The organism is Mesorhizobium bavaricum (assembly GCF_056781655.1).
Genome location: NZ_CM165566.1, coordinates 4,722,038 through 4,745,953, shown reverse-complemented (window position 1 = coordinate 4,745,953; position 23,916 = coordinate 4,722,038). Strand labels below are relative to the sequence as shown.

General features: G+C 61.7%; 22 protein-coding genes and 1 tRNA gene. 11 read left to right on the top strand and 12 right to left on the bottom strand.

Annotated elements, in window-relative coordinates:
• Window positions 1–65: 65 nt before the first annotated feature.
• Entirely contained in the window at window positions 66–494 is a 429-nt protein-coding gene (locus AC1RZR_RS23290) for a hypothetical protein (protein ID WP_481826110.1), read from the top strand.
• An 86-nt stretch (window positions 495–580) separates the two neighbouring features.
• Here AC1RZR_RS23290 and AC1RZR_RS23285 read toward each other — a convergent pair whose 3' ends face one another.
• The 3 genes from AC1RZR_RS23285 to AC1RZR_RS23275 form a co-directional block, all read right to left on the bottom strand.
• Window positions 581–1,570: a glycosyltransferase family 4 protein gene (locus AC1RZR_RS23285; protein ID WP_481826109.1), complete on the bottom strand. Its 990-nt coding sequence runs from the start codon at window positions 1,568–1,570 to the stop codon at window positions 581–583.
• Complete coding sequence (locus AC1RZR_RS23280; protein WP_481829103.1) at window positions 1,567–2,421, bottom strand: glycosyltransferase family 2 protein; 855 nt, start codon at window positions 2,419–2,421, stop codon at window positions 1,567–1,569. The genes AC1RZR_RS23285 and AC1RZR_RS23280 overlap by 4 nt, the downstream gene beginning before the upstream one ends.
• A 276-nt stretch (window positions 2,422–2,697) precedes the next feature.
• Entirely contained in the window at window positions 2,698–3,372 is a 675-nt protein-coding gene (locus AC1RZR_RS23275; RefSeq protein WP_481826108.1) for a peroxiredoxin-like family protein, read from the bottom strand.
• A 283-nt stretch (window positions 3,373–3,655) separates the two neighbouring features.
• On the opposite strand from AC1RZR_RS23275, the gene AC1RZR_RS23270 reads away from it, so the two are divergent.
• Window positions 3,656–5,821, top strand: a complete 2,166-nt coding sequence (locus AC1RZR_RS23270; RefSeq protein ID WP_481826107.1) for a tetratricopeptide repeat protein — start codon at window positions 3,656–3,658, stop codon at window positions 5,819–5,821.
• Window positions 5,822–6,054: 233 nt separating this feature from the next.
• Here the strand turns inward: AC1RZR_RS23270 and AC1RZR_RS23265 are convergent, their stop codons facing one another.
• A complete protein-coding gene (locus AC1RZR_RS23265; protein WP_481826106.1) occupies window positions 6,055–6,288 on the bottom strand; it encodes a GcrA family cell cycle regulator in 234 nt (77 codons plus the stop codon).
• 480 nt (window positions 6,289–6,768) lie between these two features.
• On the opposite strand from AC1RZR_RS23265, the gene AC1RZR_RS23260 reads away from it, so the two are divergent.
• Window positions 6,769–7,122 carry a hypothetical protein gene (locus tag AC1RZR_RS23260; protein ID WP_481826105.1) on the top strand — a complete coding sequence of 118 codons (354 nt, stop codon included), beginning with the start codon at window positions 6,769–6,771 and terminating at the stop codon, window positions 7,120–7,122.
• 193 nt (window positions 7,123–7,315) lie between these two features.
• Here the strand turns inward: AC1RZR_RS23260 and AC1RZR_RS23255 are convergent.
• Both AC1RZR_RS23255 and AC1RZR_RS23250 read right to left on the bottom strand, forming a co-directional pair.
• Window positions 7,316–7,390, bottom strand: a tRNA-Val gene (locus tag AC1RZR_RS23255).
• 140 nt (window positions 7,391–7,530) lie between these two features.
• Window positions 7,531–8,214, bottom strand: a complete 684-nt coding sequence (locus tag AC1RZR_RS23250; protein WP_477276776.1) for a phosphoglycolate phosphatase — start codon at window positions 8,212–8,214, stop codon at window positions 7,531–7,533.
• A gap of 366 nt (window positions 8,215–8,580) precedes the next feature.
• Between AC1RZR_RS23250 and rpiA the strand changes: the two genes are divergently transcribed.
• From rpiA to gor, 3 genes are all read left to right on the top strand, one after another.
• Window positions 8,581–9,312 carry a ribose-5-phosphate isomerase RpiA gene (rpiA, locus tag AC1RZR_RS23245; protein ID WP_481826104.1) on the top strand — a complete coding sequence of 244 codons (732 nt, stop codon included), beginning with the start codon at window positions 8,581–8,583 and terminating at the stop codon, window positions 9,310–9,312.
• Window positions 9,299–9,919, top strand: a complete 621-nt coding sequence (locus tag AC1RZR_RS23240; protein ID WP_477276772.1) for a DUF2059 domain-containing protein — start codon at window positions 9,299–9,301, stop codon at window positions 9,917–9,919. Before rpiA ends, AC1RZR_RS23240 begins: the two co-directional genes overlap by 14 nt.
• Before the next feature lie 239 nt (window positions 9,920–10,158).
• On the top strand, window positions 10,159–11,550 hold the full coding sequence (gene gor, locus AC1RZR_RS23235) for a glutathione-disulfide reductase (RefSeq protein WP_477276770.1): 1,392 nt from the start codon (window positions 10,159–10,161) through the stop codon (window positions 11,548–11,550).
• A 65-nt stretch (window positions 11,551–11,615) separates the two neighbouring features.
• Here the strand turns inward: gor and mgtE are convergent, their stop codons facing one another.
• Window positions 11,616–12,980, bottom strand: coding sequence for a magnesium transporter (mgtE, locus tag AC1RZR_RS23230; RefSeq protein ID WP_477276768.1), 1,365 nt, complete (start codon window positions 12,978–12,980; stop codon window positions 11,616–11,618).
• 273 nt (window positions 12,981–13,253) lie between these two features.
• Complete coding sequence (locus AC1RZR_RS23225) at window positions 13,254–15,146, bottom strand: ABC transporter ATP-binding protein/permease (protein ID WP_477276766.1); 1,893 nt, start codon at window positions 15,144–15,146, stop codon at window positions 13,254–13,256.
• 672 nt (window positions 15,147–15,818) lie between these two features.
• Here AC1RZR_RS23225 and AC1RZR_RS23220 point away from each other — a divergent pair.
• Complete coding sequence (locus tag AC1RZR_RS23220; protein ID WP_481826103.1) at window positions 15,819–16,247, top strand: hypothetical protein; 429 nt, start codon at window positions 15,819–15,821, stop codon at window positions 16,245–16,247.
• Between the two features lie 34 nt (window positions 16,248–16,281).
• Here AC1RZR_RS23220 and AC1RZR_RS23215 read toward each other — a convergent pair whose 3' ends face one another.
• The gene (locus AC1RZR_RS23215) at window positions 16,282–16,962 is read right to left on the bottom strand and encodes a DsbA family oxidoreductase (RefSeq protein WP_477276762.1); all 681 of its coding nucleotides are present in this window, start codon (window positions 16,960–16,962) and stop codon (window positions 16,282–16,284) included.
• A gap of 17 nt (window positions 16,963–16,979) precedes the next feature.
• Window positions 16,980–18,800, bottom strand: a complete 1,821-nt coding sequence (locus AC1RZR_RS23210) for an extracellular solute-binding protein (protein WP_481826102.1) — start codon at window positions 18,798–18,800, stop codon at window positions 16,980–16,982.
• 232 nt (window positions 18,801–19,032) lie between these two features.
• Here AC1RZR_RS23210 and AC1RZR_RS23205 point away from each other — a divergent pair, with 232 nt between their 5' ends.
• Window positions 19,033–19,662 carry an invasion associated locus B family protein gene (locus tag AC1RZR_RS23205; RefSeq protein WP_477276758.1) on the top strand — a complete coding sequence of 210 codons (630 nt, stop codon included), beginning with the start codon at window positions 19,033–19,035 and terminating at the stop codon, window positions 19,660–19,662.
• A gap of 72 nt (window positions 19,663–19,734) precedes the next feature.
• Here the strand turns inward: AC1RZR_RS23205 and hspQ are convergent, their stop codons facing one another.
• Window positions 19,735–20,058, bottom strand: coding sequence for a heat shock protein HspQ (gene hspQ, locus AC1RZR_RS23200; protein WP_167392389.1), 324 nt, complete (start codon window positions 20,056–20,058; stop codon window positions 19,735–19,737).
• Window positions 20,059–20,233: 175 nt separating this feature from the next.
• Window positions 20,234–21,442, bottom strand: coding sequence for a UbiH/UbiF family hydroxylase (locus AC1RZR_RS23195; RefSeq protein ID WP_481826101.1), 1,209 nt, complete (start codon window positions 21,440–21,442; stop codon window positions 20,234–20,236).
• Between the two features lie 70 nt (window positions 21,443–21,512).
• Between AC1RZR_RS23195 and AC1RZR_RS23190 the strand changes: the two genes are divergently transcribed.
• Genes AC1RZR_RS23190 through pcsA form a run of 3 tightly spaced genes read left to right on the top strand, consistent with a single transcriptional unit; the run spans window position 21,513 to window position 23,898 of the window.
• On the top strand, window positions 21,513–22,451 hold the full coding sequence (locus tag AC1RZR_RS23190) for a DUF2182 domain-containing protein (protein ID WP_477276753.1): 939 nt from the start codon (window positions 21,513–21,515) through the stop codon (window positions 22,449–22,451).
• A 14-nt stretch (window positions 22,452–22,465) separates the two neighbouring features.
• Window positions 22,466–23,080: a DUF1326 domain-containing protein gene (locus AC1RZR_RS23185; protein ID WP_481826100.1), complete on the top strand. Its 615-nt coding sequence runs from the start codon at window positions 22,466–22,468 to the stop codon at window positions 23,078–23,080.
• A complete protein-coding gene (gene pcsA, locus AC1RZR_RS23180) occupies window positions 23,077–23,898 on the top strand; it encodes a phosphatidylcholine synthase (RefSeq protein WP_477276749.1) in 822 nt (273 codons plus the stop codon). The genes AC1RZR_RS23185 and pcsA overlap by 4 nt, the downstream gene beginning before the upstream one ends.
• Window positions 23,899–23,916: the final 18 nt, after the last annotated feature.

Genomic DNA, 23,916 nt, shown 5'->3' with positions numbered 1-23,916 from the left:
GCATAGCCCATTCGGCCGTCGCCTCCAAGCGATCCTGGCGGCACTGGATTGGACAGGAGGCTGACATGAAACGGACCAGGTTCGTCATCGCTCTCGCTTGTCTTTTGGCAGGGCAAACGGCTGCAAAAGCGGATTCCCGCATTGCGAGACTCTGTGGCCCTGACCATGTCAACCAGGTTGCCTCAGACGACGTCCGTCCCAACCCCGGCGGTTATTGCGTCGCCAGCCTCAAGTCGATGGATGACCCGGCCATGTCCGCTGCCATCGCTGTCACAATCCATCTGACCAACCAGGGGGAGTTGGTCAGGCTCCCCCTGGTGAAACCCATGACCTCGATGGCCGAGTGCAGAGCCTGGACCCATCAACAGGAGTTCATGCGCGCAGTCCCCGGCTATCTCGCAACCTTCCATTACTGCGACTACGCATCAGTGGCCAACGTGGGAAGCGGTCAGCGACCTGTCGGGCAAATGGCAGGTGAGACGAGTGCTCGATGAAGCCTCGTGCAGCGCCGCCTCATCATCCTTGCTGAGCGAAGTATGGAGGAGCAAGGGTCCGGAAATCTCTAATGGCGCCACAAGGGTCACGTTTGGCAGGGCACGTCTGAAGCCGCAGATCTCACAGGCCCGACCGCTCCGTCCGCTGGAAGCAACGAGGCAAACATGTGCGCGTAGTTCTCCGCCTGCACGCCCCAATCCCACTCTCGGATCGTCTCGATCATGCGGACGGCCATCCGCGACCGGAGTGATGGCGTATCCCGCAACAGGGCGAGCTTGTTCGCAAGCCCCTCCGCAGTTCCATCGAAGAACAGCCCGTTGTCGCCATCCCGAATAAGCTCAGGCATGTTTCCCACCCGGGTCGTCACCACGGGGACACCGCACGCCGCCGCCTCCAGGCAAGGATTGGGAGTGCCTTCGCTGCGACTGGCGCAGACATAAACGTCGAGATCTCGATAGAAGTCGAGCATCTCGTCATGGCTACGCCAGTGTTGCTCCCGAATGGCAGTCAATAGTCGCGCGCCCCGCACGGCAGCGACCGCGGGCTCGATGACATCGTGGAAGCCGCGATGTGCCGGACCATGGTTGCCGAGACTTCCCGCCCATCCGACGCGGAGCTCGCCGGAACGGGGTTGTGGTACTTGTGGCGGACAAAAGAATGTCGTGTCGACTCCATTGGGCGTGTAGTGGACCGGAACACGCAATAGGGGAGCGTATTCGTGCTCTAGCCGCCGATTGTTGACAAAGACAGCGCGCGCCAGCCGGTTCAGGGTGGCGAGCCCGCGCTCGCGGAATTCGCCCTCCAGCTCTGGGTGGCTGCAGATCCCGATGACCAGGCTGTCAGACCGGCGGGCGAGGGCCGATTCCGGCAGGGGCAGCTTCGCGATTTGGAGCCAGTAGAAGATGAGCACGATGTCCGCCGCATCCACGTCGGACTCAGTCACATCATGCTGAAATCGTTCTACGATCTCGAACCTTTTTGCCAGCACGCGGCGGAGATTTTGGGTCTTGCGATCGATCGCCCAGCCGGGTCGGTCGGCGATCGCCAGGATGCGGGGGAGGCGTACATCGCTCACGAGGCGTACCGCTCAAGCCAGTGCGCCGACCATGGATTGGCCTCGTCCAGATCGTCGTCCGTCACAATGGCGCGCACCTGGGTAGCGTCAGGCAGCCGGATATCCTCTGATCGCAAGCGGGGTCGCCATCCGTGCCAACCAAGATCAATGACCTCCTCGCTCAGGTACCGGCGGCCAGCATACTTGCGCGCGGCGTGCTCTGCGCTCAGGAACAGATAATGCTTCATGCGAAACCGCTCGGGGTAGAGCCTCACCGGACCGGCGAAGCGCACGCGATGGCCGCCTGACCACGCAATCTCCATGGGGCCGTCCTGTTTCTTGTACGCACGGACGCAGTGTGGGGAGGACGGCCGGAACGGGTAGTAGGTGCGCAGCGTGTCTTGATAATTGGGATTGTCGTGATTGGGGGCTTCCCGGGTTGGAATGAACGTGAACTCGGAAAACTCGATCGCGTTGCAGCCGAGTGCGTCGGCCGCCGCAATGGCGGAGACCAACGATGGGTGCGAAGTCGGCGGAAGGTGGATCTCGTCAGCGTCAAGATGCATGAACCAGTCTGCTTCGAGCGACTGAAAGAGTTCCTCTTTGCGACGAAGAAGGTGCTCCCAGCAATACCAGCCATTATGCGGGATGCTTTCGACCCCTATCAATCCGGCCCCGCTGTAGCGCTGGACAATCTCAAGCGTTCGGTCCGTCGACTGATTGTCGCAGACGTAGACCTGCACGCCTTGACGAAAGAGGTTCTCGAGACATCCGGCGACGAACCGCTCTTCGTTGCGTGTTGTAAGAACCGCGACGACTCGCGGGGAACTACGATCAAGCGCAGCATTCGCAATGTGGCTGTCGAGATCCACCAAGTCCCTCAATCCTTCGTCGTGTGATTCCAGATTCAGCCTAAAGATTCAGAGCGGCCATGCCAAGGCGACATCACTTTCCCACCTGAAGTGCAACACGCGCTCTTGGCGGTTCCCCGTCGCGATCGCAAGTCATTCCGGACGCCCACCACCGATAGCCAAATCAGCATCGACGAGTGGGGCGAAACGCTTCGCGCACAAGCGCGTCGACCCCGGCTCGAGCTAACGGGTTGCATAACACCTGCTATCCCTGCACCCGATCAGCGCACTGCGCCGCTACTGATCAATATGCGACGCGACCGACATCATCGCCTCAGCGTTCGGGTGGGCGCCCAAGCCGCCATCGAAAACCTCGGAGAACGTCCAGCGAACGACGCCGTTGCGGTCGAGCAGGAACTGGCCCATGAGCTGGCCCACACCGGTCGCCATCATTTGCTGGTCCGCTTCAGTGATATCGTAATTGTCTTTTTTGTTCAGATATTCGAGCGTGGCAAACGGATCCATCGGCTCAGGCATTTCGCCTGGCACGTTGAGCCGCATCGCCTTCACATCGCTCATTGAGACCTTGTGCGGCAATGCGGTCTCGCCCTCAGTTATTTGCATATTGGGCAATCCAAAGGCGCGGTGTGAAACGCGCTCCGGATCGGATGCGGCAAGCAAGCCAACCATCGGATGGTAGCGGAGATAAAGGCGCGCCCGCTCGATGGGCGTGTTCACCACCGTGAGGCTTTCGATGCCCTTTGCGTTAAGGGCTGGTGTGAGCATCGAAACGATCGCGATATGACGCCTGCAAAACGGACAATGCAGACCTCGATACAGCCCAACCAGCACTGGCTTCTCGCCGCGGAAGTCGTCGATGGCTATCTTGCCCTCGCGAGTAATCGCGTCGAGTACGAAATTGGGCGCTCGTTCGCCCAGTTGCAGAGGGCCTACGTCGGCGCGGTCAGACATGCTTGATCCTCCTCGCGGTCAATCCAGTAACGAAAGCGCGGCGGTACTTCCGGCTCCAGCCCGTGTTCGGCACACACTTCCTGTGCGTGTTGAAATTGCAATATAGCACAGAGATGGGCGGACGTTGGGGCGCTACCTTGGTGTCGGCACTTTCCGAGCTTGATTTCCGTCCATTTTCGCGTCTTCCAGGCATTCCGGGGTCAACCGCGCCGGCCGCTGGAGAGGTCGGTCGTTTCATTTCAATGTGACCAGGTCTATACTCCACGGGGGACAGGCCAGATCGATGGACCGCAAGCTTTCCGCCATTCTCGCTGCCGATGTTGTGGGCTATTCCGCCCAGATGGAACGCGACGAGGCCGGCACGTTCGAGCGCCTTCGTGCTCAACGCAAGGAACTGTTCGAGCCTGAGATTGCCCGCCACCACGGCCATATCTTCAAGCTGATGGGCGATGGACTGCTGGCCGAATTCGGTAGCGTCGTGGACGCGGTCGAATGTGCCGTGTCTTTGCAGAATGCCCTGGCGGAACGCAACGCCGCCGTTTCCGAGGATCAGCGGATTCGCGTCAGGATCGGGATCAATCTCGGCGAGGTGATTGTCGAGGGCGAGGACCGATATGGCGAGGGCGTCAACGTCGCTGCCAGGCTCCAACAACTAGCGGAACCTGGCGGCATCTGTGTCTCGGCAAAGGTCGCAAAGGAGGTTGAGAAGAAGTTGGCTTTCGGCTTTGAGCCGATGGGCCAACAGAGGCTGAAAAACATCGCCGAACCGGTGCAGGCGTACCGGGTGCTGCTCGATCCCGCAGTGGCGGGAAGGCCCATGGCTGTCAATCGACACCCACGCTTCAGGCGCAATCTGGCCGTCGCTGTTGGGGTCCTTGTTGTCGCGGTCGGCCTTGCAGCAGCGTGGTGGCGACCGTGGGAGCCACAGCTTCGGGCCACCTCTCTGACGGCCAATGCGAAAGCCGACACCCGGCCATCCCTCGTCGTGCTTCCATTTGACAATCTCAGCGACGACAAGGCGCAAGGTTATCTGGCTGACGGTTTCACCGAGGACCTGACCACAGAACTGGCACGTGTGCCCGGCCTGTTCGTCGTCTCGCGAAACGCGGCTTCCACCTACAAGGGCAAGGAAACTAAAGCCGCTGAGGTCGCCGCAGCGCTTGGTGTCCGGTACATACTGGAGGGCTCGATACGTCGGGTCGGCGACGACATGCGTATCAACGCGCAATTGATCGACGGCTCGACCACCGGTCATCTCTGGGCAGAACGTTTCGACGGCCAGTGGACGGATGTGTTTGCGCTGCAGGACAAGGTCGTCGTCAGCATCGCAGGCGCGCTCAAGCTCCGTCTCGTCAGCACCCAAGGCAAGGCAGACGTCGCGGGCGGCACGCGCAATCCCGCAGCCTACGAAGCTTACCTCCAGGGCATGGAAATCTACAATCGTCGCAACACTCCAGACGAGTTTGCGCAGGCGGTGAGGTTTTTCCAGCAGGCGCTGGAACTCGATCCGAATTTCGGCGTGGCGGCAGCCGCGCTCGCATGGGCCTATTGGGACATGGACGGGCCGCGGGTCAAAGCTCTGGCCTCTTCGGAAACGGTGGCGCTTTACAACGTCTACAAGCACCTGGAGGAGGCGGCCAAGCATCCTTCGCCCTCCTACTATCAACTCGTCGCCAGTTTGCTAATTCGCGAGCACCGGTCCGACGAGGCAGTCGCGCTTATGTTCAAGGCAGTGGCGCTCGACCCGAGCGATCCCCTGAACTATGTCGGGCTGGCAGAAGCCCTGAATTTCAATGGCAGGCCGGACGAGGCGCGCGACTATCTCGTCGCGGCCAACCGTGTCGACCCAGGCGGCAATGACCATCGGCACTACCAGGCTGGGCTGGCTGAATTTGGCCAGGGTCGTTTCGAGGAAGCTGTCGACTACCTTGAAAGGATCGATCTCCAATCGCCCGATCCATGGCCGAAATTCTACGGCCTGCAGGTGTTGGTTTCGGCCTACGCACATCTCGGGCGCAGTGACCAGGTCGCGGCCTATAGTGACAGGCTAAGGAACGTCATGTTGGAACGAAAGGATGGAGGGGCAAATCAGCTGGTCACGCAGAGGTATTTTGTGTTCAAGAACCCGGCTGACATCGGGCGTCTGCTGGATGGCCTGGACAAGGCCGGTTTGCCGGAGCTGCCGGAAGAGGTCGATCTGGATGCGAAGGACCGGCTTACCGGTTCGGAGATCAGGTCGCTCATCCTCGGTCGTGAGCTGAGCGGGGGAGGCGCATGGTTGGATAAAGGAACCAGCTGGGTGCAGCAGAACTTCCTGTGCGACGCCATTCCGAAAATTCAGACAACCTGCGGCGCGATCTTCCGCAATCCTGCCGGGACGCCGGAGCGACGCAACGAGTATACGGCAGTCTTCCGTTTCGATCGTTTTGCGTTTTCGACCGCCAAATAAGACCACCCGAGACCTGCCGGAGAATATTATCTGCGGCTAATGCGCTCGCGCCTGCCCACTCGAGCGCAGCTGCGGGTTGCAACGGGCCCGCTGGCTTGTGGGCTCCAGCGAATTCAATGGAAGCGGATGGTTCTGCGCCTCGTGCAATTGCCCCCGACGATGTCCCCAACTGATGTGGAGCGCATCACGCCGAGCCCTTGCTCCCTGTCCGAGGGGCCGCCGCCCGCTTAAACTTACGCGGCCCGTCGCTGAGCGAGGTGGAGACCTGAACGGGTTCTACGAGGGTCGACGGCAGTCACGATGCTGTGGTGGTGATCGCAATAGACGCGATCCGGCGAAGTTGGCCCAGCACAAAAACGGTAACCGCCGGGTACTGACGGGTCTTCGCTCACCGGGAAGCGGCACTGATAGACGCCCAGCTGAATGAGGGGGACGTCTCTCGAAGTTGGTCTGATATTGTCAGGCATTGTTTTCAGGTTCCTGGTTCATGGCCATTGCCGGCTGACGGCCGCAGTGCGGCAGCGTCAGGGCAAGCTTCTCTCGTTTTGGAGGGCTATGCATCATCATATGGTGTTGGTCGCAGCCTCAATGAAGGCCGGGGCCCTGCTTTCGGAAGCCAGTTGTTGCGACTTAAGGCCACACTTGCCGCTGGGGTGCGGTTGACAGCGCGAGGGCACGCGGCGGGCGATGTTGTCATCCCACTGATCGCACCGCCCCCGGGTTGATCGGCAGGCGGGTGAAGGGTGGCTTGTGGGCCCCAACGCTCTGCGCTTTCGGTTTTCAAGGCCTCGACCGGCCAGCACCAGGAGGGCGGGCCGCGGGCGAATACATTTTGTCAGCAGACAGTTTTGTCAGCAGACAGTGTGGTCGCGTCCCAGCGCATCTCTTCGAACCGTTGCGCCGGTGCTATGGTGTGCCGTCATGATCAGACAGCAGGGATATGAGGCATGCCCGAAGTCACCCGCCGTACACTTCTTGCGTTCACCGCCGTGGCCTCGGTCGTTGGACCGACGTTTGCTGAAGGGGAAGGTGCCTCACCCGAATTGCGGGCGCTGATCGGAGCCCATCACGCCAGCTATGTCGGGCTTCACAGGGTTGTTCATCAAGCCGGCAGCAGCAGCCACGAACGCAAGAGGGCAGACCGGATTGAACAGGAAGCATTGCTGGCCATCTGCTCCTATCCGGCGATCAGCCGAGGCGATCGCCGGGCCAAGGCCGAGTACCTGCTGACCGTTGAGGCTCGGGGGGAACTCGACCTGGAAGAGCACATGCAGGCCATCCTGCACTCGATGAAGCGCTGATCGCGGCTCGACCGGCGCATCTCCACAGCCAGACATCGCCGACTTCACCACCATGGCGACAAGCGAGGTCGGGCACGCCATGTTATCGACACCCTGACGGGAGGCCGGGCCAAACTGATAAACGACGCTTTCAAGGAAGTTGCCGCGTGAGGCAGCGCTGGCTGCAGCCGCAAATCGACTACCGTACGGATTTTGGTGGGCGATGCAGGGATTGAACCTGCGACCCCACCCGTGTGAAGGGTGTGCTCTCCCGCTGAGCTAATCGCCCGCTCGTTGCCCGAAGGCCAAGCGAGCCGCGATATAAGGGAGGCAGGTGCGGGAAGTCAAGGCGGTGTAAGGTGTTCCGGCAAGGATCGGATTTGTCACCCTTTCAGGGCTATCTCCGACGTGATGCCGGCCGCTTTCCGCTCACTGTCCGGCAGCGGCGATCAGCCTTTGAGCCAGATCGAGCGTCAGCGCGTCGAAATGCGAGATCACCGCCGAGGGCTCGAACTCGCGCACATGGCGGTCGGTGTAGCCGAAATCGACGGCCACCACCGGAATGCCGGCGGCCTTGGCGGTGTCGATGTCGGTCTGCGAATCGCCGACCATCAGGGCGCGGTGCGGATCGCCGCCGGCGAGCTTGATGGTCTCGATGAGATGGCGCGGGTCAGGCTTGCGGAACGCGAACGTGTCCTGTCCGGCGATAGCCGCGAAATGCTTCGTCAGGCCGAGCGCCTCGATCAGCGCCAGCGAGTTGGCTTCGTATTTGTTGGTGCAGATGGCCAGGAGATAGCCGTCATTCTCGAAACGCGCGATCGCCTCGATGACACCGGGGTAGGGGCGCGATTTGCCGGGAATGTTGTCGGTGTAGTGATCAAGAAAAAGTTTTAGCAGCCGGTCGTGCTCCTCGACGTCGAGCGATCGCTGCTGGGCGGCGTGCGCCCGCTCGATCATCACGCGGCCGCCGTGACCGACATAGCGCTTGAAGCCGGCCTCGTCGACCGCCGTGATCTGGCTGGCGGCAAGGCTGTGGTTCAGGCTGTCGAGCAGGTCCGGCGCTGTATCGATCAGCGTACCGTCGAGGTCGAACACGATGATCGGGCGAGTCATGGTCTGTCCTGCGGGGGTTTGTGCATGGGGCAGGCGATAAAGGCTGCGGGGCGTCAAGGCAAGCTTGCTGGGCGAGCTCGCGAGAGCAAGCAGGCCCACCGGACATTTCGCGGCGGCCGCCAGAAAAGAAAAACCCGCCTCGGCGGCGGGTCGTTGGCGCAAATCAGCACCATGGGCAAATATGTAACATAGCTGCCCTCACCAAGTCAAGAAAAAATTCCTATCGGAGCTGACCGCGCATTGCGCTTGACCGCGCGCGTTGCACAGTATCCAGCTCGCCAACAGCAGTAGGCTGCTGCCAAAGGCTTTGACCCGACCGGCAAAAATGGTAGGAGCCCCACAGCAAGTTCCGGGGCAGCAAACGGCATGGATGCAAGACAGTTGAAGGTCGAAGCCGCACGCGCGGCGCTGGCCCATGTGAGCGACGGCATGCGGCTCGGCATCGGCACCGGCACCACCGCCGAAGAGTTCGTGCGGCTGCTTGCCGAGAAGGTCGCCACCGGCATGACCATCATCGGCGTGCCGACTTCGGAGCGCACCGCGTCGCTCTGCCGCGAGCTTGGCGTGCCGCTGTCGACGCTGGAGGAAACGCCGCAGCTCGACCTCACCGTCGATGGCGCCGACGAAGTCGACCCGGAACTGACCTTGATCAAGGGCGGCGGCGGTGCGCTGCTGCGCGAGAAGATCGTCGCAGCGGCGTCCCAGCGCATGATCGTCATTGCCGACCGGTCGAAGATGGTCGAGACGCTCGGCCGTTTTCCACTGCCGATCGAAGTCAATCAATTCGGCCTGCGCGCCACCGAAATCGCGATTGGCGCGGCGGCTGAAATGCTTGGCCTGTCCGGTCCGGTCATATTGAGGATGACGGGGGACCAGGCTTTTGTTACAGACGGCGGCCATTTTATCCTCGATGCATCTTTTGGCCGCATTCCGGATACAAGAGCGCTTTCGAATGCTCTCCACGCCATTCCGGGCGTGGTCGAGCATGGTCTTTTCATCGGGCTGGCTTCAGCGGCCATCATCGCCGGCGGCGACGGTATCCAAACTGTCCATGCCGCCCGAAAACCAGGGAGTTCTACCGATCATGATGTTGCATAACCGGGTTCGCAGCCTTTGCGCCGTTCTGGCGGCTTCGGCTGTTTTGGCCTTCTCTTCGCCGGCGTTTTCGCAGGATGTCACGGATGCGCACCTGAAGGCCGCCCGCGCGGCGGTCGCGGCGATCCATGCGACCGACCCGTTCGACAACATCCTGCCGCAGGCCGCGGCCGCGCTCGAATCGCAGCTGATCCAGAAGAACCCGGACATGCAGGAGCTGATCGGCAAGACCATCAACGAGAAGGCGCTGACGCTGGCCTCGCGCCGCGCCGACCTCGAGAAGGAAGCCGCACTCGCCTACGCAAAAGTGTTCTCCGAAAAGGAACTGAACGACATCGCCACCTTCTACAGTTCCGATTCGGGCAAGAAGCTGCTGGACAGCGGTCCGATCGTGACACGCGAACTGGTGAAGGCAGCCGACATCTGGCAGAACGGCCTCGCCCGCGATCTCGCGCAGCAGGTCGGCGAAACGCTGGCCGCGGCGGCCAAGGCAAAGGCGCCGGCGCCGGCAGCACCTGCCGATGCCGCAGCGCCGGCAGACGGAGCAGCACCTGCGGATGGCGCCGCACCCGCCGATGGTTCGGCCCCGGCAGACGACACGCAGAACTGATCCTGCGTTTCCAAACGGCCTAGAGCCTATTCCATCCCGATGGAATCGGGCTGGGGCTCTGGCTCTTTGTTTGGGCATGATCTCTGGACAAACGGTTTCCGTTTGTCCGAGAAAACCGGGTTCCACTTTTCGGGATCATGCTCTAGCGGCCATCGATGAAGCCCGGCTTGTCCGGGCTTTTCTTTTGCTGCCTGGCGGCCTACCTGTCTCTGGATTTCTGAAGCTTGAGGAGCCGCTGCATGGCCGGTTACGACTACGATCTTTTCGTCATCGGCGGCGGCTCGGGCGGGGTGAGGGCGGCGCGTGTGGCGGCGGCACTCGGCAAGCGCGTCGGCATCGCCGAGGAGTACCGCTATGGCGGCACCTGCGTCATCAGGGGATGCGTGCCGAAAAAGCTCTATGTCTATGCCTCGCAATTTCCCGAGCATTTCGCCGATGCCGCCGGCTACGGCTGGACGGTGCCGGAGGCCAGTTTCGACTGGCAGACGCTGGTCGCCAACAAGGATCGCGAGATCAGCAGGCTGGAGGCGATCTACAAGAGGAACGTCGAGGGCGCCGGCGGCGAGGCCTTTCACTCGCGCGCCATGATCGTCGATCCGCATGTCGTGCATCTCCTCGGCGAGGATCGCACCGTCACCGCCGACCAGATCCTGATCGCCACCGGGGGCCGCCCGGCGGCGCATCCGGCGCTGCCCGGCCACGAACATTGCATCTTTTCCAACGAGGCTTTCGATCTCAAGAAGCTGCCCAAGGCAATCATGATCGAAGGCGGCGGCTACATCGCCGTCGAATTCGCCAACATTTTCCACGGCCTCGGCGTCGACACCACGCTTGTCTATCGCGGCAAGGAGATCCTCAGCCGGTTCGACATGGACCTGCGGCGCATGCTGCACGAGACAATGGAAAAGAAGGGGATCAACATCCTCTGCCATTCCGTGTCCGAATGGATCCGCAAGCGGCCGGACGGCCGGCTCGACGCGCTCGTCACCGGCGGCAAGGTGCTGACGGTCGACCAGGTGATGCTGGCCATCGGCCGCATCCCCAACACCGAGAATATGGGCCTGGAAGGTATCGGCCTGGAGATGACGAAAACCGGTGCGATCGCGGTCGACGAATACTCGCGCACCAACATCGACAACATCTGGGCGATCGGCGACGTCACCAACCGCGTGCAGCTGACGCCGGTGGCGATCCACGAGGCGATGTGTTTCATCGAAACCGCCTTCAAGGACAATCCGACGGCGCCCGACCACGAGACGATCGCGACCGCGGTCTTTTCACAGCCCGAAATCGGCACGGTCGGCCTGTCGGAAGATGATGCCGTCAAACGCTTCCCCGACATCGAGATCTACCGCGCGACGTTCCGGCCGATGCGGCATACGCTGTCGGGCCGCGACGAGAAGATGCTGATGAAGCTGGTGGTCGACGGCGCGTCGAAGCGGGTGCTCGGCGCGCACATACTGGGGCCGGATGCCGGCGAGATGGCGCAGCTTCTCGGCATTCCGCTGAAAGCCGGGCTGACCAAGGATGATTTCGACCGCACGATGGCGGTGCATCCGACAGCGGCGGAAGAGCTGGTCACCATGTACAAGCCGACCTATCGCGTGAAGGACGGCGTGCGGGTGGATTGACCGCCATGCCGGGACGTAACGTTCCACCGTGGCAAGGGTCTTGCCACGGTGGAGATTAGGAACTGCTACAGCAGCGTGCCGCGCAGGATCACCAGCGCCACCGAGAAATAGATCACCAGCCCGGTGACATCGACCAGCGTGGCGACGAACGGAGCCGATGCGCTGGCCGGATCGAAGCCGATGCGTTTCAAGGCAAACGGCAGCATCGACCCCGACAGCGAGCCGAAGGTAACGATGCCGACCAATGCCGCGCCGACCGTGGTGGCGATCAGCGGCCAATGCGGGCCGTAGTCGTAGAAGCCCATATATTGCCAGAGCGCGATGCGGCAGATGCCGACCACGCCGAGCATGGCGCCGAGAACGAGGCCGGTGGGCAGTTCGCGCAGCGCCACCCGCCACCAGTCGCCAAGCCCGATCTCGCGCAACGCCAGCGCGCGGATGACCAACGAGGTCGCCTGCGAGCCGGAATTGCCGCCCGAGCTCATGATCAGCGGGATGAACAGCGTCAGCACGATCGCCTTTTCCAGCTCGCCCTCGTAGCTCTGCATGGCGTTGGCCGTCAGCATCTCTGAGATGAACAGCGCGCACAGCCAGCCGCCGCGCTTCTTGATCATGGCGAGGAAGCTCATCTTCATGTACGGCTCGTCGAGCGCCTCCATGCCGCCGAAACGATGCACGTCCTCGGTCGTCTCCTGAACCATCGTATCGATGATGTCGTCGATGGTGACGATGCCGAGGATCTTGCCGTGGTCGACGACCGGGACGGCAAGCAGATCGTATTTCGAGATCGTCTGCGCCAGGGTTTCGCGATCGGTCAGCGGGGAGACCGTCACCGGCGCACGATCCGGCGCCACCGTCATGATCGAATCCTCCGGCTCACCGGTGATCAGCCGGCGCAGGCCGGTCGAGCGCACCAGGAGGTGGGTTTCCGGATCGACGATGTAGATCGCGTAGACGGTTTCGCGCGTCCGCTCGACCTTGCGGATATAGTCGAGCGTGCGGCCCACGGTCCAGTCCGAGGGCACGCTGACGAACTCCGTCGTCATGATCGATGCGGCACTGCCTTCGGGATAGCCGAGAATGGCAAGCAGCGTGGCGCGCAGCGGTGGGGCAAGCCCGCCGAGCAACTCGGACCGGGCCGGTTCCTCCAGTTCGCGCAGGATGTCGGCGGCGCGGTCGACCGACATGGCGGTGAGCAGCTTGCCCGCCTTGGCGCGCGGCAGCGCCTCCATGAGTTCGGGCGCGCGGTCGAGCTCAGGCTGATCGAAGATGTCGACCAGCCGCTCGAACGTCACTTCACACAGCAGTTCCGTCGCGGTTTCTCGGGGCTCCCTGTTCAGGGCCTCGACAATGTCGGCGACGTGATCGTTGGCTAGGATACGGGCGATTGCAACGGCTTCGTCGCTCGCCACCGGGGCAAATTCGTTCATGGCTCACTCCTTGCCGTCCGGCAGGACGTGAACCATTAGAGGTCACGTCTAGGCGGACGGCGGTTGCGTTCGACTGTGACTGTCGCCAGGCATGGCGCGGTGACCTTTCCGCTTGCGGGTTCGCGTTTGACTATCTGCAAGCGGGCGCAACATAGGAGCGCGCCTTGCCGAGTCAATCGCAGTGAGGACGGAAAACGGTGCCGAACGGCTTCGATCGCGAGACTGTGATCACAGGCCGGCGCATGAACCTGGCCGACCGAGGTTGAAGCGTCGTTATTTCTGCTTCAGCCGGCGCGAGAAGCGCAGCCACTTGTCCTCGACCGGCCTTGGCTGGGCAAGAATGGTGGTGAGTTCGACGGGCAGGGTCGGAACCAGGGGCTTCTTGGTGGCGACGCCGTCGGCGATCGCGACGATGCTGTGATAGAATTCGCTGCCGGTCTGCGATCTCGGTGCCACCGCCTCGTGCATGACACTGATTACCGTGACATCGGGACAGTTGTCCTTGATGGCTTGGTGGAAGGCAATCTTGCCCTCCGGATCGAGCGCGCCGGTCGCCTCGTCGAGGAACAGCAGCCCTGGCTGCTGCAGCACGATGCGAGCCACCACCAGCTTCTGTTTCTGGCCGCCCGACAGAACCTGATCCCAGCTTTTGCCTTCACGGCTTCCTTCGGCCAAATGCGAGATGAAGTCGCCAAGGCCGGCCTTGTACAGCGCCGCCGCGACCTGGGCGTCGCTATGACCGTGCTCGGAGCCCGGCAGGCAGACCAGCTGTTTCAGCGACACCGGCTGCAGCTTGACCTCCTGGGCGGCATAGAAACTCTTCACCCCCTCGGGGAAGACGATGGTGCCGTGGCCATAGGGCCACAGGCCGTTGATCGCCTTGATCAGCGAGGTCTTGCCGCAACCCGATTCGCCCTTCAGGAAGGTCCACTCGCCACGCCGGAAGCGCAGATTGGCGGCGCTGAGGAAAGGCGTCGCGTCCTCGCCCTGATGCGCCAGCTCGAGCTTCTGGATGGTCAGGCCGAAAACCGGGTTCTGGCTGGCATAGTGGAAGTCGGAGCGACCGGTCTGGCTGTAGAACTCCTGCGGGTGCTGGACGTTCTCGATCGCCTCCGCGAGTTCGGTCACGCGCTGGCTGTTGGCACGCAGCGTGGCGATGGCCGGCATGACGTGGATGAACCACGAACATTGGCCGATCAGCGAATTGACCAGCTCTGAACCGGTTATGTAGCCCTTGAGATCGAGACCGTTGTGGATGAATGGCACCAGGCCGGGTCCGTAGGCGACAATGCGGGCGCCGATGAAATTGTAGATCAGCTCGAACGACATGTAGATGGTGTTGACGATGTTCAGCCGCGTCCATGTGCCGTCGATATCGACATAGAGCCGGCCATGCATGGTCCTCTGCACGCCTTCGCCCTGAGACGCCGCAACATGGAAGCTACGGCGCAGGAACGTCGTCAGCTCGCCGCGATAGCTGCCTTCGGCCTGCTGCATCCTGACGTTGAGGCGTTCGAGCAGGCCGCCGAGCTTGACCGCAATCCATGTGTTGAAGGGGACGTAAATGGCGACCGCCAGGAGAGCAAGGGCGGCGCTGCCATAGCTTCCCAAGAACTCAAGTCCCTTCACCTCAACCGAGTTTTTCAGCAATGCGCCGCCAACAAAGTAGAACGAGGTGAAGACACTGAATACGCCCATGGCAAGCCCGATGGCGCCGCCGGTCATGTCCTTGATGGATTCCTGGACGCGCTGGTCGATGTTGTCGGGAGCGGGCGTGCCGCTGCCGGTCGACGCATGCTGGGCATGAAAATGCGTATGGTTGGTGTCCAGCAATGCCTCATTGAAGCGGCTGTCCAGCCAGCCGCGCCATTTGCGGTGCAATGTCGCCGACACAAGATTGCGGATGCCGGTAAAGCCAGCGTCCTTGAGCACGACCAGCATTACGAGGATGCCGGCATTGACCAGCAGCGTGCGAAGCGGGGTGGTGTTGGCGGCGTCGTGGAAGAAGGCGATCGAATTGACCAGCTCGCCGGAGGTTTCTGCGAACCAGACACCGGCCTTGCTGGACAGCGCCGTGAGCAGCGCGATCACCAGCGTCAGCGTCCAGGCTTCCTTCCACCGGTCCGAGACCCAGTAGGCCCGCATCAGGCCCCAGAAGCTGCGCATCGACGATACCGGCGTCAGAAGCGATGGCCTTGCGGCATCGCGAGGTGTTTTTTCCGGTACTGACTCTTGCGATGGTCTAACGACCCGAATCACGATCCCGCCCAAACCTTTTTTCTTTTGTTACGGATGGTAACACCAATTGATCATTTTCTATTAATTTTTAAAGCTGGCCAAAGGGATTACCCCGGCGGCCGTTGCGCTGAGGCAACAGATTGCAGGGTTGCAAGGCTCTCAAACCGATCGGAAGAATCGGAATATCGCCATTGATTTCAAAACGTTGTTGGCTCGAACGGGCTGTCGGAGAAGCTTCCCTAAGGGAAGCTTTCCACACAGTTTTGTGAACTTGAAAATCGCGTGGAGTGGTAAATTTTCTCGTTGGGGACTGACCGGAATCACCGAAAATGTGCCGTTCGCGCTCTCGCCACGCTTGCCGTCTCTCCTTGTCGGAGGCTGAAAAGTGACTGGAAATGGTCGTTGCAGCAGCGTCTGTCGATCACCGCTTCGCCGATCTCGAAACGAACATGATTCATCAGGTCGTCACCCGCGCGGGGCGGCATTCCACCCTGGTCAGATCCGGAAACGCGTTTGACAATTCCTTCGTTCGGGATTGAACCTTGCCGGGTCCTGTCGGCACCCATGCATGTCCGGTTCTCCAAACAAGGAAGCTTCCCAATGCTCGTACGCGCGGCCGCAATCCTGTCCCTCTTCGCCTGGCTGCCCTTGGCGCATGCTGCCGAACAGAGCATTCCGGCGGGCGACGAGGGCCAGATCGAGTTCAACACGCCGTCCGACAACATCGGCTGCATCTACACCGCGAAGGGCGGCACCAGCACCTATCAGCCACAGGACGGCGGACCGGAACTCAGTTGCTCACGCGTCGAGCCGAGCTATGTCACCATCATCCTGGGCCCCAAGGGGCCGGCGACACTGATCAAGAACCCCGGCGAGCAACCTTGCTGCAGCGATGTCACCAGGCTCGCCTATGGCAACAGCTGGCGCGCCGGGCCGTTCTCGTGCCAGTCGTCGACCAAGGGGCTGACCTGCACGGCCACAAACGGCCACGGATTTTTTATCAGCAAGGCCAAGGTGACGGTGAAGTGACGTCTGCTCTTGACGGATGCGGAGGAGGGGTGGCTCAGCCGACCTTTTCCAATTCGCCGCGCGCCTTGGCAGCCGCCACCTGACGGATGGCATCGGTCAGGGTGTCGACGTCCTGCGCGCCCATGACTGCGTATTTGCCCTCGAGCAGGAAGCACGGCACGCCTGAAATGCCCATGCGCGACGCGGTGGCGATCTCGGTGCGAACCGCCTCGACATCGGCCTCGGTCGGCAAGAGCGTGGCAACCACGGATGCATCCATGCCGGCCTCGCGCGCGGCTTCGACCAGCACGGTGTGGTCGCCGATGTCAGCACCTTCCTCGAAATTGAGCTGGAACAGGCGGCGCACCAACCTGTTCTGCACGGCGTCGCCGGCGACACCCGCCCAGCGGATCAGGCGGTGCGCATCGAGCGTGTTCGGCGCCACCTTGATGGCGTCGAAGGCGAAGGAAATACCCTCGGCTTCACCCAGCGGTTCGATGCGGGCATGAATTTCGCGGATGCGTTCGTCGCTGCCGAACTTGGCCAGCATGTACTCGTGCCGATCCTTGCCTTGCGGCGGAATGGTCGGATCAAGCTGGAACGGCCGCCAGCGGACATGCACCTCGGTATCGCCAACAGCTGATATCGCCTTGTCGAGCCGCTTCTGACCGATGAAGCACCATGGGCACACGACGTCGGACACCACGTCGACGGTGATGGCGTTCAGCTCGCCCATCTCGATCTCCTGAATCTTCAGTTCGGCTTGCGCCACCAGCTTGGCAGTTGATACCCAAATATGGGCGTCTTTTGCGGATGTTCCAGATAGTTCCAGTAGGCAATCCATTGCTGCGTGTTGTACTGCGTCGGCACCATGTAATTGCCGGAGATCAGCAACCGGTCGAGAACGCGGACTGCGGCGACGTAATCTTCTTTCGACCGGGCTCGCAGCATCGCGTCGATCGCCGCGTCCACCGCCGGATCGGCGACCCCGGCGAGGTTGAACGAGCCTTCGGCCTTGGCCGCTTCGGATCCCCAGCGTCCAAGCTGCTCGATACCGGGCGACAACGAGTTGTTGAAGCCGCTTGATCCAATCAGAGCCTCGAAGTCGAAGCGCTGCTTGCGCGATTGGATCTGGTCGCCGTCGAGACTGCGAATTGTCACATCGATGCCGATCTTCTCCAGCGTGCGCTGGTAGATGCCGGCAAGACGCTCCTCGTCCTGCGAAGCGACCAGAATCTCAAAGCCGAAGGGTTTGCCGTCGGCATCGAGCATTGTCCCGTCCTGCACGTGATAACCGATGCTTTTCAAGAGATCGAAGGCCGCTTTCAGCACTTTGCGATCCTGCCCTGAACCATCGGTGACCGGTGGCCGGTACGTACCGTCCATGACATCGGCCGGCACGCGGCCGGGGTAGGGCGCCAAAAGTGCTTTTTCCCTGCCGTCGGCCGGATGGCCGAGCGCGGAAAGCTCGGAATTCTGCCAGTAACTCATCGCGCGCGCATATTTGCCGCCGAACAGGTTCTTGTTGGCCCATTCGAAGTCGTAGAGCATGCCGAGTGCACGCCGCACCACCGGGTTGGCGAATTTCTGCAGCCGCATGTTGAACAGGAAACCGGTCACCACGGGCGGAATGCCGGTGTCGAAGGTTTCGGCGACCACGTCACCCTTGTGGAAGGCCGGAAAATCGAGATCGCGCTCTCGCTTGACCGGATCGCTGTCGTCGTCGATGGCGCAAAGGCCTTTCTTGAACGCTTCGAGCTTGGCGTTGGCGTTGAGGAAGTACTCGATCGTGATCTGGTCGTAATTGTCGAAACCGCGCTTGGCGGGGACGTCCTTGCCCCAATAGTCCGGGTTGCGCTTGAAGACGATGCGTTGTCCAGGCTGTACCTGCGCAACGGTGTAAGGCCCGCTGCCGATCAGCGGCTTCAGCGTCGTCTTGTCGAAGGTCTCCTTGTTGAAGGCATGTTTCGGCAGGATCGGCGTCAGCGCAATGATCAAGGGCGTCTCACGATTGGCCTTGTCGTTGAAGGTGAAACGGACACTGTGGTCGCCGGTCTTTTCCAGCTTGGCGATCAGGCTCATCCGCGCGCTGTAGGGCGGGCGACCCTTGTCGGTGTAGACATCATAGGTGAACAGCACATCCTCCGGCGTCACCGGCTCACCGTCCGACCATCTGGCTTTCGGGTTGAGATGGAATTCGATGCTCTTGCGCTCGGGATCCATGTCTGCGGTGTCGGCAAGCAAGCCGTACAGGCTGAAAGGCTCATCGTAGTTGCGCTGCATCAGCGGCTCGAAGACGAGATTGCCGTAGTTTTGGTCCATCATGCCGCGCGCCGTCGTGCGCAGGCTCTTGAGGATGAAGGGATTGAGGTTGTCGAAACTGCCGACGACGCAATAGGTGATCGTGCCACCCTTCGGCGCATCCGGATTGACATAGTCGAAATGCGTGTAGTCGGGCGGCAGCGCCGGTTCGCCCTGCATGGCGATGGCGTGCTTCGGCTCCGAGGCGGCCGGCTGATGCGAAAGGGCGAGAAATGATATCGCGGTGATCAGCCAAACAAGAACGCGGCCCATGACCGTCTCCTTACTGGGTCGGCTTGATGATTCGGTGCGCACCCTAGCATGAGGCAGCTGTGCGCCGGCCAACGGCGTCATCAAGAATTACAAGTGGCGGGCTGGATTCGACATCGCTTGCAGTGTAACACGCCGTCCGAAGTCATCCTGTTGCCTCATTTCGGCAACAGGTAGCTGGACCGCACGGCACGAAGAAGCCGGTCCTGGGATCATTTGAGAGGAAATGCACGACATGACGAGCCTGAACAGCAACGCGTACCGCCTGTCGGTCATGGCCGCTGGCGTGGTCGGCTTTCTGGGCGCAGGACTTCCCGCTGCTTCCGCACAGCAGCAACAGCAGATTCCGCAAGGCTGGTTCAAGGCCTGCACCAAGCAGGAAGACGTCGACATCTGCAACGTCCAGAACATCACCACGGCCGGCAACGGCCAGCTGATCACCGGCGTCAGCCTGATCGAGCTGAAGGGCAAGGTGAACCGCAAGGTGTTCCAGGTAACGGTCCCGACCGGTCGTCTGGTGCCTCCCGGCATTGGCCTGCAGATCGATACCGGCAAGGCCGTGAAGCTTGATTACGTCATCTGCTTCCCGGATCGTTGCGTGGCCGAAGTGCCGCTGACCGACCAGCTCGTCGCCTCGTTCAAGAAAGGCCAGGCGATCACGCTGACCTCGGTCAATTTCCAGAACCAGCCCAATCCGATCAAGGTTGCCCTGCAGGGCTTCAGCGGCGCCTATGACGGCCCGCCGCTGCAGCAGTCCGACATCGAAGACCGGCAGAAGAAGCTTCAGGATTTTGTCGCCAAGAACAACCAGGATTTCGCCAAGAAGCTCAAGGAAGAGCAGGACAAGGCGAAGACAGCCAACTGATCGGCCGATATTTGTCGGGTCATAAAAAAGCGGGGTCATGCCCCGCTTTTTTTGCGCCGGTCGCTTGGTCGGTTAGTGCCTGGACTGCCGTTTCGGCTCGTAGCGCCCGTCCGGCCTCTTGTCGAACATCTCTTTGATCTGCGGATGCCGGACCGGTTCACCCGACTGATCCTCGAGCAAATTCTGCTCGGAGACATAGGCGATGTACTCGGTTTCCGAATTCTCGGCGAGCAGATGATAGAAAGGCTGGTCCTTGCGCGGCCGCACGTCGGCGGGGATGGCTTCGTACCATTCGTCGGTGTTGGCGAATTGCGGATCGACGTCGAAAATGATGCCCCTGAAGGGAAACAGCCGGTGTCGAACCACCTGTCCGATTGCGAATTTGGCTGTTTTCATCGTACTCACCACTGAATTCCTTAGCTTTATCTGGCGCAGACTGCGCGTCAATTCAATCCCGAAGCGCCTGAACGCCCTGAAGCTACGCGGGATGTGGCGCAAAGGTTTTGCCGCATGCGGCTGATGTCGACGATCGTCGATGACGCAGACTGTCGGAATGTCCGGAAGATCGCTGTCAGCGCGCTGGCCTTCGCAGGCCGCCGGCCAGCGCCGCGAAGCCGCTGCCGGGACGAAGCCCCTCGCGCATGAAAAAGGCGCGAAGCGGCGCGAAGCCGCCGAGCACGCCGAGCCCGGCAACACGGGCCATCTGGGCCGGCAGCATGTCGGAAAGCAGCGACATGTTGAGCAGATTGACCGCGCTGCTGCGCGCCAGAATATCGGGGCGGCGCTTGAAATCGTAGGCTGCAAGGGCCTTGGCAGCGCCGGGATCTGTACGGTTTTCACCAGCAATACCAACGAGATCGTCGATATCCCTGATACCGAGATTGAGGCCTTGCGCGCCGATCGGCGGAAACACGTGGGCGGCTTCGCCGACGAGCGCCACACGCTCGCGCGCGAAACGCAGCGGCGTCACCGCCGACAGCGGGTAGATCTGCCGGCCCGGCTCGACCGTCACCCGGCCCAGCATCGACTGCATCTGCCGTTCGACCCGCAGCGAAAGCGTTGCATCGTCCAATGCGGCGAGTTCCGTTGCGGTCTCGGGCTTCACCACCCAGACAAGGCTTGAGCGATTGCCGGGCAGCGGGACCTGCGTGAACGGACCGGTCTCGGTGTGGAATTCGGTCGAGGTGAAGGCGTGGTCGCCACTGTGACGGAAATTGACGACAAAAGCCGCCTGCGGGTAGGAGCGGGCGGAGGTCGAGATGCCTGCCGCCTGGCGCGCCGGCGACAGCCGGCCGTCGGCGGCGACCGCCAGGGAAGCATCCACTTTGCTGCCGTCGGTCAGGACGGCGCGGACATACCCGGCATCGAGATGCCAACTCGCCACCATCGCCCGTCGCCATTCGATGCCGGCATGGGCGGCCACAGTGCCGGCAAGCGCCGGATTGAGGACGCTGTTGGGCAGGTTCAGCCCGAACTGGTCCTCGTCGATCTCGCTGGCGCGAAAGGTGACGACGGGGCTGCGGATCAGCCGGCTGGTCGCGTCGACGATGCGCATCACCTTTAACGGCGCTGCCTTGGGCCTGATGGCTTCGAGCACGCCCAGCCGCGCAAGCACCTGCAAGGCAGGGTTCATCAAGGCCGTCGTGCGGCCGTCGGGGGCAGAAGCTTCGGGCCCGACGAGCGTCACCGGGAAACCGGCATCGGCGAAAGCGAGCGCCGCGATCAACCCTGCCGGCCCCGTGCCAGCAACCAGTATCCGCGCAGTTTTCTGATGCTCCAAGATCGGCTTCCGGCTTGCTATGCGAGGCAGCCCACCCGACCTGCCAGTCGATCAGCATATAGGTCAATTCATGCCGCTTGATCAACGCGGCGATTCGGCCCATTCGAATGTCATGACCGGCCAGCACGACGACTTCAGCCATCTCGACCGCGCCGGCCGCGCCATGGCGAACATCGCGCGTAATCCTCGCGTCACGGTAAATGTCGTTGTCGGCGCTTGTATCCTGCTTGCCTGGCTGTTCCTCGCCGCGATGGCGGTCCGCAGCGCCGAAGGGCGGATTGCCGGCGCCAGCGCCCCCGGCGACGCTCTCCTGCGCGACCTGCCGCGACTGCCGTTGCCGGACTTCCTGGAGCGGTTCTTCGCGCTCTGCCTTTCGCCGGCGCCGCTGGACGGAAGTCTCGGTCAACAAACCGGCGCGCTGGTTTTGATGTGGTTCCTGATGGCGATCGCGACCATGCTGCCCTCGGCCGCGCCGATGATCCGCACCTATTGCGAGATCGCCGACACAGCTCGAATCAAGGGCGAGCCGGTCGTCCATCCGCTGGTGCTGGTTGCCGGCTACCTCAGCGTCTGGCTCGCCGCCTCGGCGATGTTCGCGGCGCTGACCCTGGGCGCCCATGCATCCACCTCGTCCGGTGCTTTGCTCGACCCGGTCATCGGCATTGCCGGCGCGCTCGCCCTGCTGATTGCGGGCCTGTACCAGTTCAGCGGCATGAAGGAAGCCTGTCTGAAGAAATGCAGGAACCCGTTCTCCATCCTGTTCGCGAACTGGAGCACGAGGCCTGTCCGCGTCTTCCGGCTCGGCATCGTGCAAGGGGTGTGGTGCCTCGGCTGCTGCTGGGCGTTGATGCTGGTGATGTTCGCCATCGGGGTGATGAACGTCTTCTGGATGGCGTTGATCGGGCTGTTCACCCTGATAGAAAAACAAACGGCAAGCAGGGTTCCAACCCGACTGGCCGGTGCGATACTGCTTGTCTGGGCAGCGGCGCTGCTAGTAGTCTCGCTATGAGTGGGGGAAAATCGATGGCAGATCCGAGCTGGGCGATGAAGGGAGAGCTCGTACTCTCCTGCAATTGCACGGTTTTTTGCCCTTGCGTGCTCTCCCTCGGCAATCATCCGCCGACCGAAGGCTATTGCCAGACCTGGGCGGGGTTTCGCATCGATGCCGGCCATTTCAGCGACGTCGACCTGTCGGGTCTCAATCTCGGGTTGATCATGGAAATCCCCGGTTACATGAGCCGCGGCAACTGGACCGCGGGCCTGTTCATCGACAAGCGCGCCTCGGTCTACGCGGTCAAGGCGCTGACGAAGATTTTCACCGGCAAGGCGGGCGGAACCACATCGTTGCTCTCCATCCTTGTCGGCAAGTTCCTCGGCGTCGAACAAGTGCCGATCACCTATGAGACGCGTGACAAGACACGCATTTTCCAGATACCGAAGATCATCGACGGTGCGGTGACACCGATCCCCGGCAAGGATCGCGACAAGGATACGGTGATCAGCAATTCGGAGTACTGGATCGCGCCCGAGATCATCGTCGCGCGGTCCGACAAGAGCAAGATGCGGGCTTTCGGTCGCAATTGGAATTTTGCCGGCCGTTCGGCCGAAATCTGCAAGCTGGATTGGCGGGGCCCGTGAGCAAGAACACATCGGCCAGGAAGATTACCGCCAAGAAGTTGACTGATCGCATTCCGCGACCGAAGAAGAAAGTCACCTGGCCGCAGGCGAGGGCGTTCTCCGTCCATCTGCTGACGGCCTCGGGCTCGTTCCTGGCCTTCCTGTCGCTGGTGGCGGCGAGCGAACAGCGCTGGACCGCGATGTTCTGGTGGCTCGGCCTGGCACTGTTCGTCGACGGCATCGATGGGCCGATCGCCAGAAAGCTGGAGGTGAAGGAGATCCTGCCGACCTGGTCGGGCGAACTGCTCGACAACATCATCGACTACGTGACCTACGTGTTGATCCCGGCCTTCGCGCTTTACCAGCGCGGCTTCATGGGCGAGGGACTGTCATTCCTGTCGGCGGCGATCATCGTCGTCTCCAGCGCCATCTATTATGCCGACACCGGCATGAAGACGAAGGAGAATTTCTTCAAGGGATTCCCCGTGGTCTGGAACATGGTGGTGTTCACGCTGTTCGTCATCGAACCGGGACAGTGGGTTTCGTTCGCGGTGGTGGTGGTGGCCGGTATTCTGACTTTCGTGCCGATCAATTTCATCCATCCGGTGCGGGTGGTGCGGCTGCGGCGCATCAATCTGGCGATGACCCTTTTGTGGTGCGCTTTCGGCGCGCTTGCCCTGGCGCAGGCGGCACTCGCTGCCTTCTACGACCAGATCGGCGTGCTGGGCGAGCAGGTCAGCACTTTCACCAAGATCGGCATCACCATCACCGGGCTCTATCTTGCCTGTATCGGTGGCATCATGCAGTTCTTTCCAAATCTCGGTGCCAAAAAGGCCTGATCAGCCACTCCTTGAGGA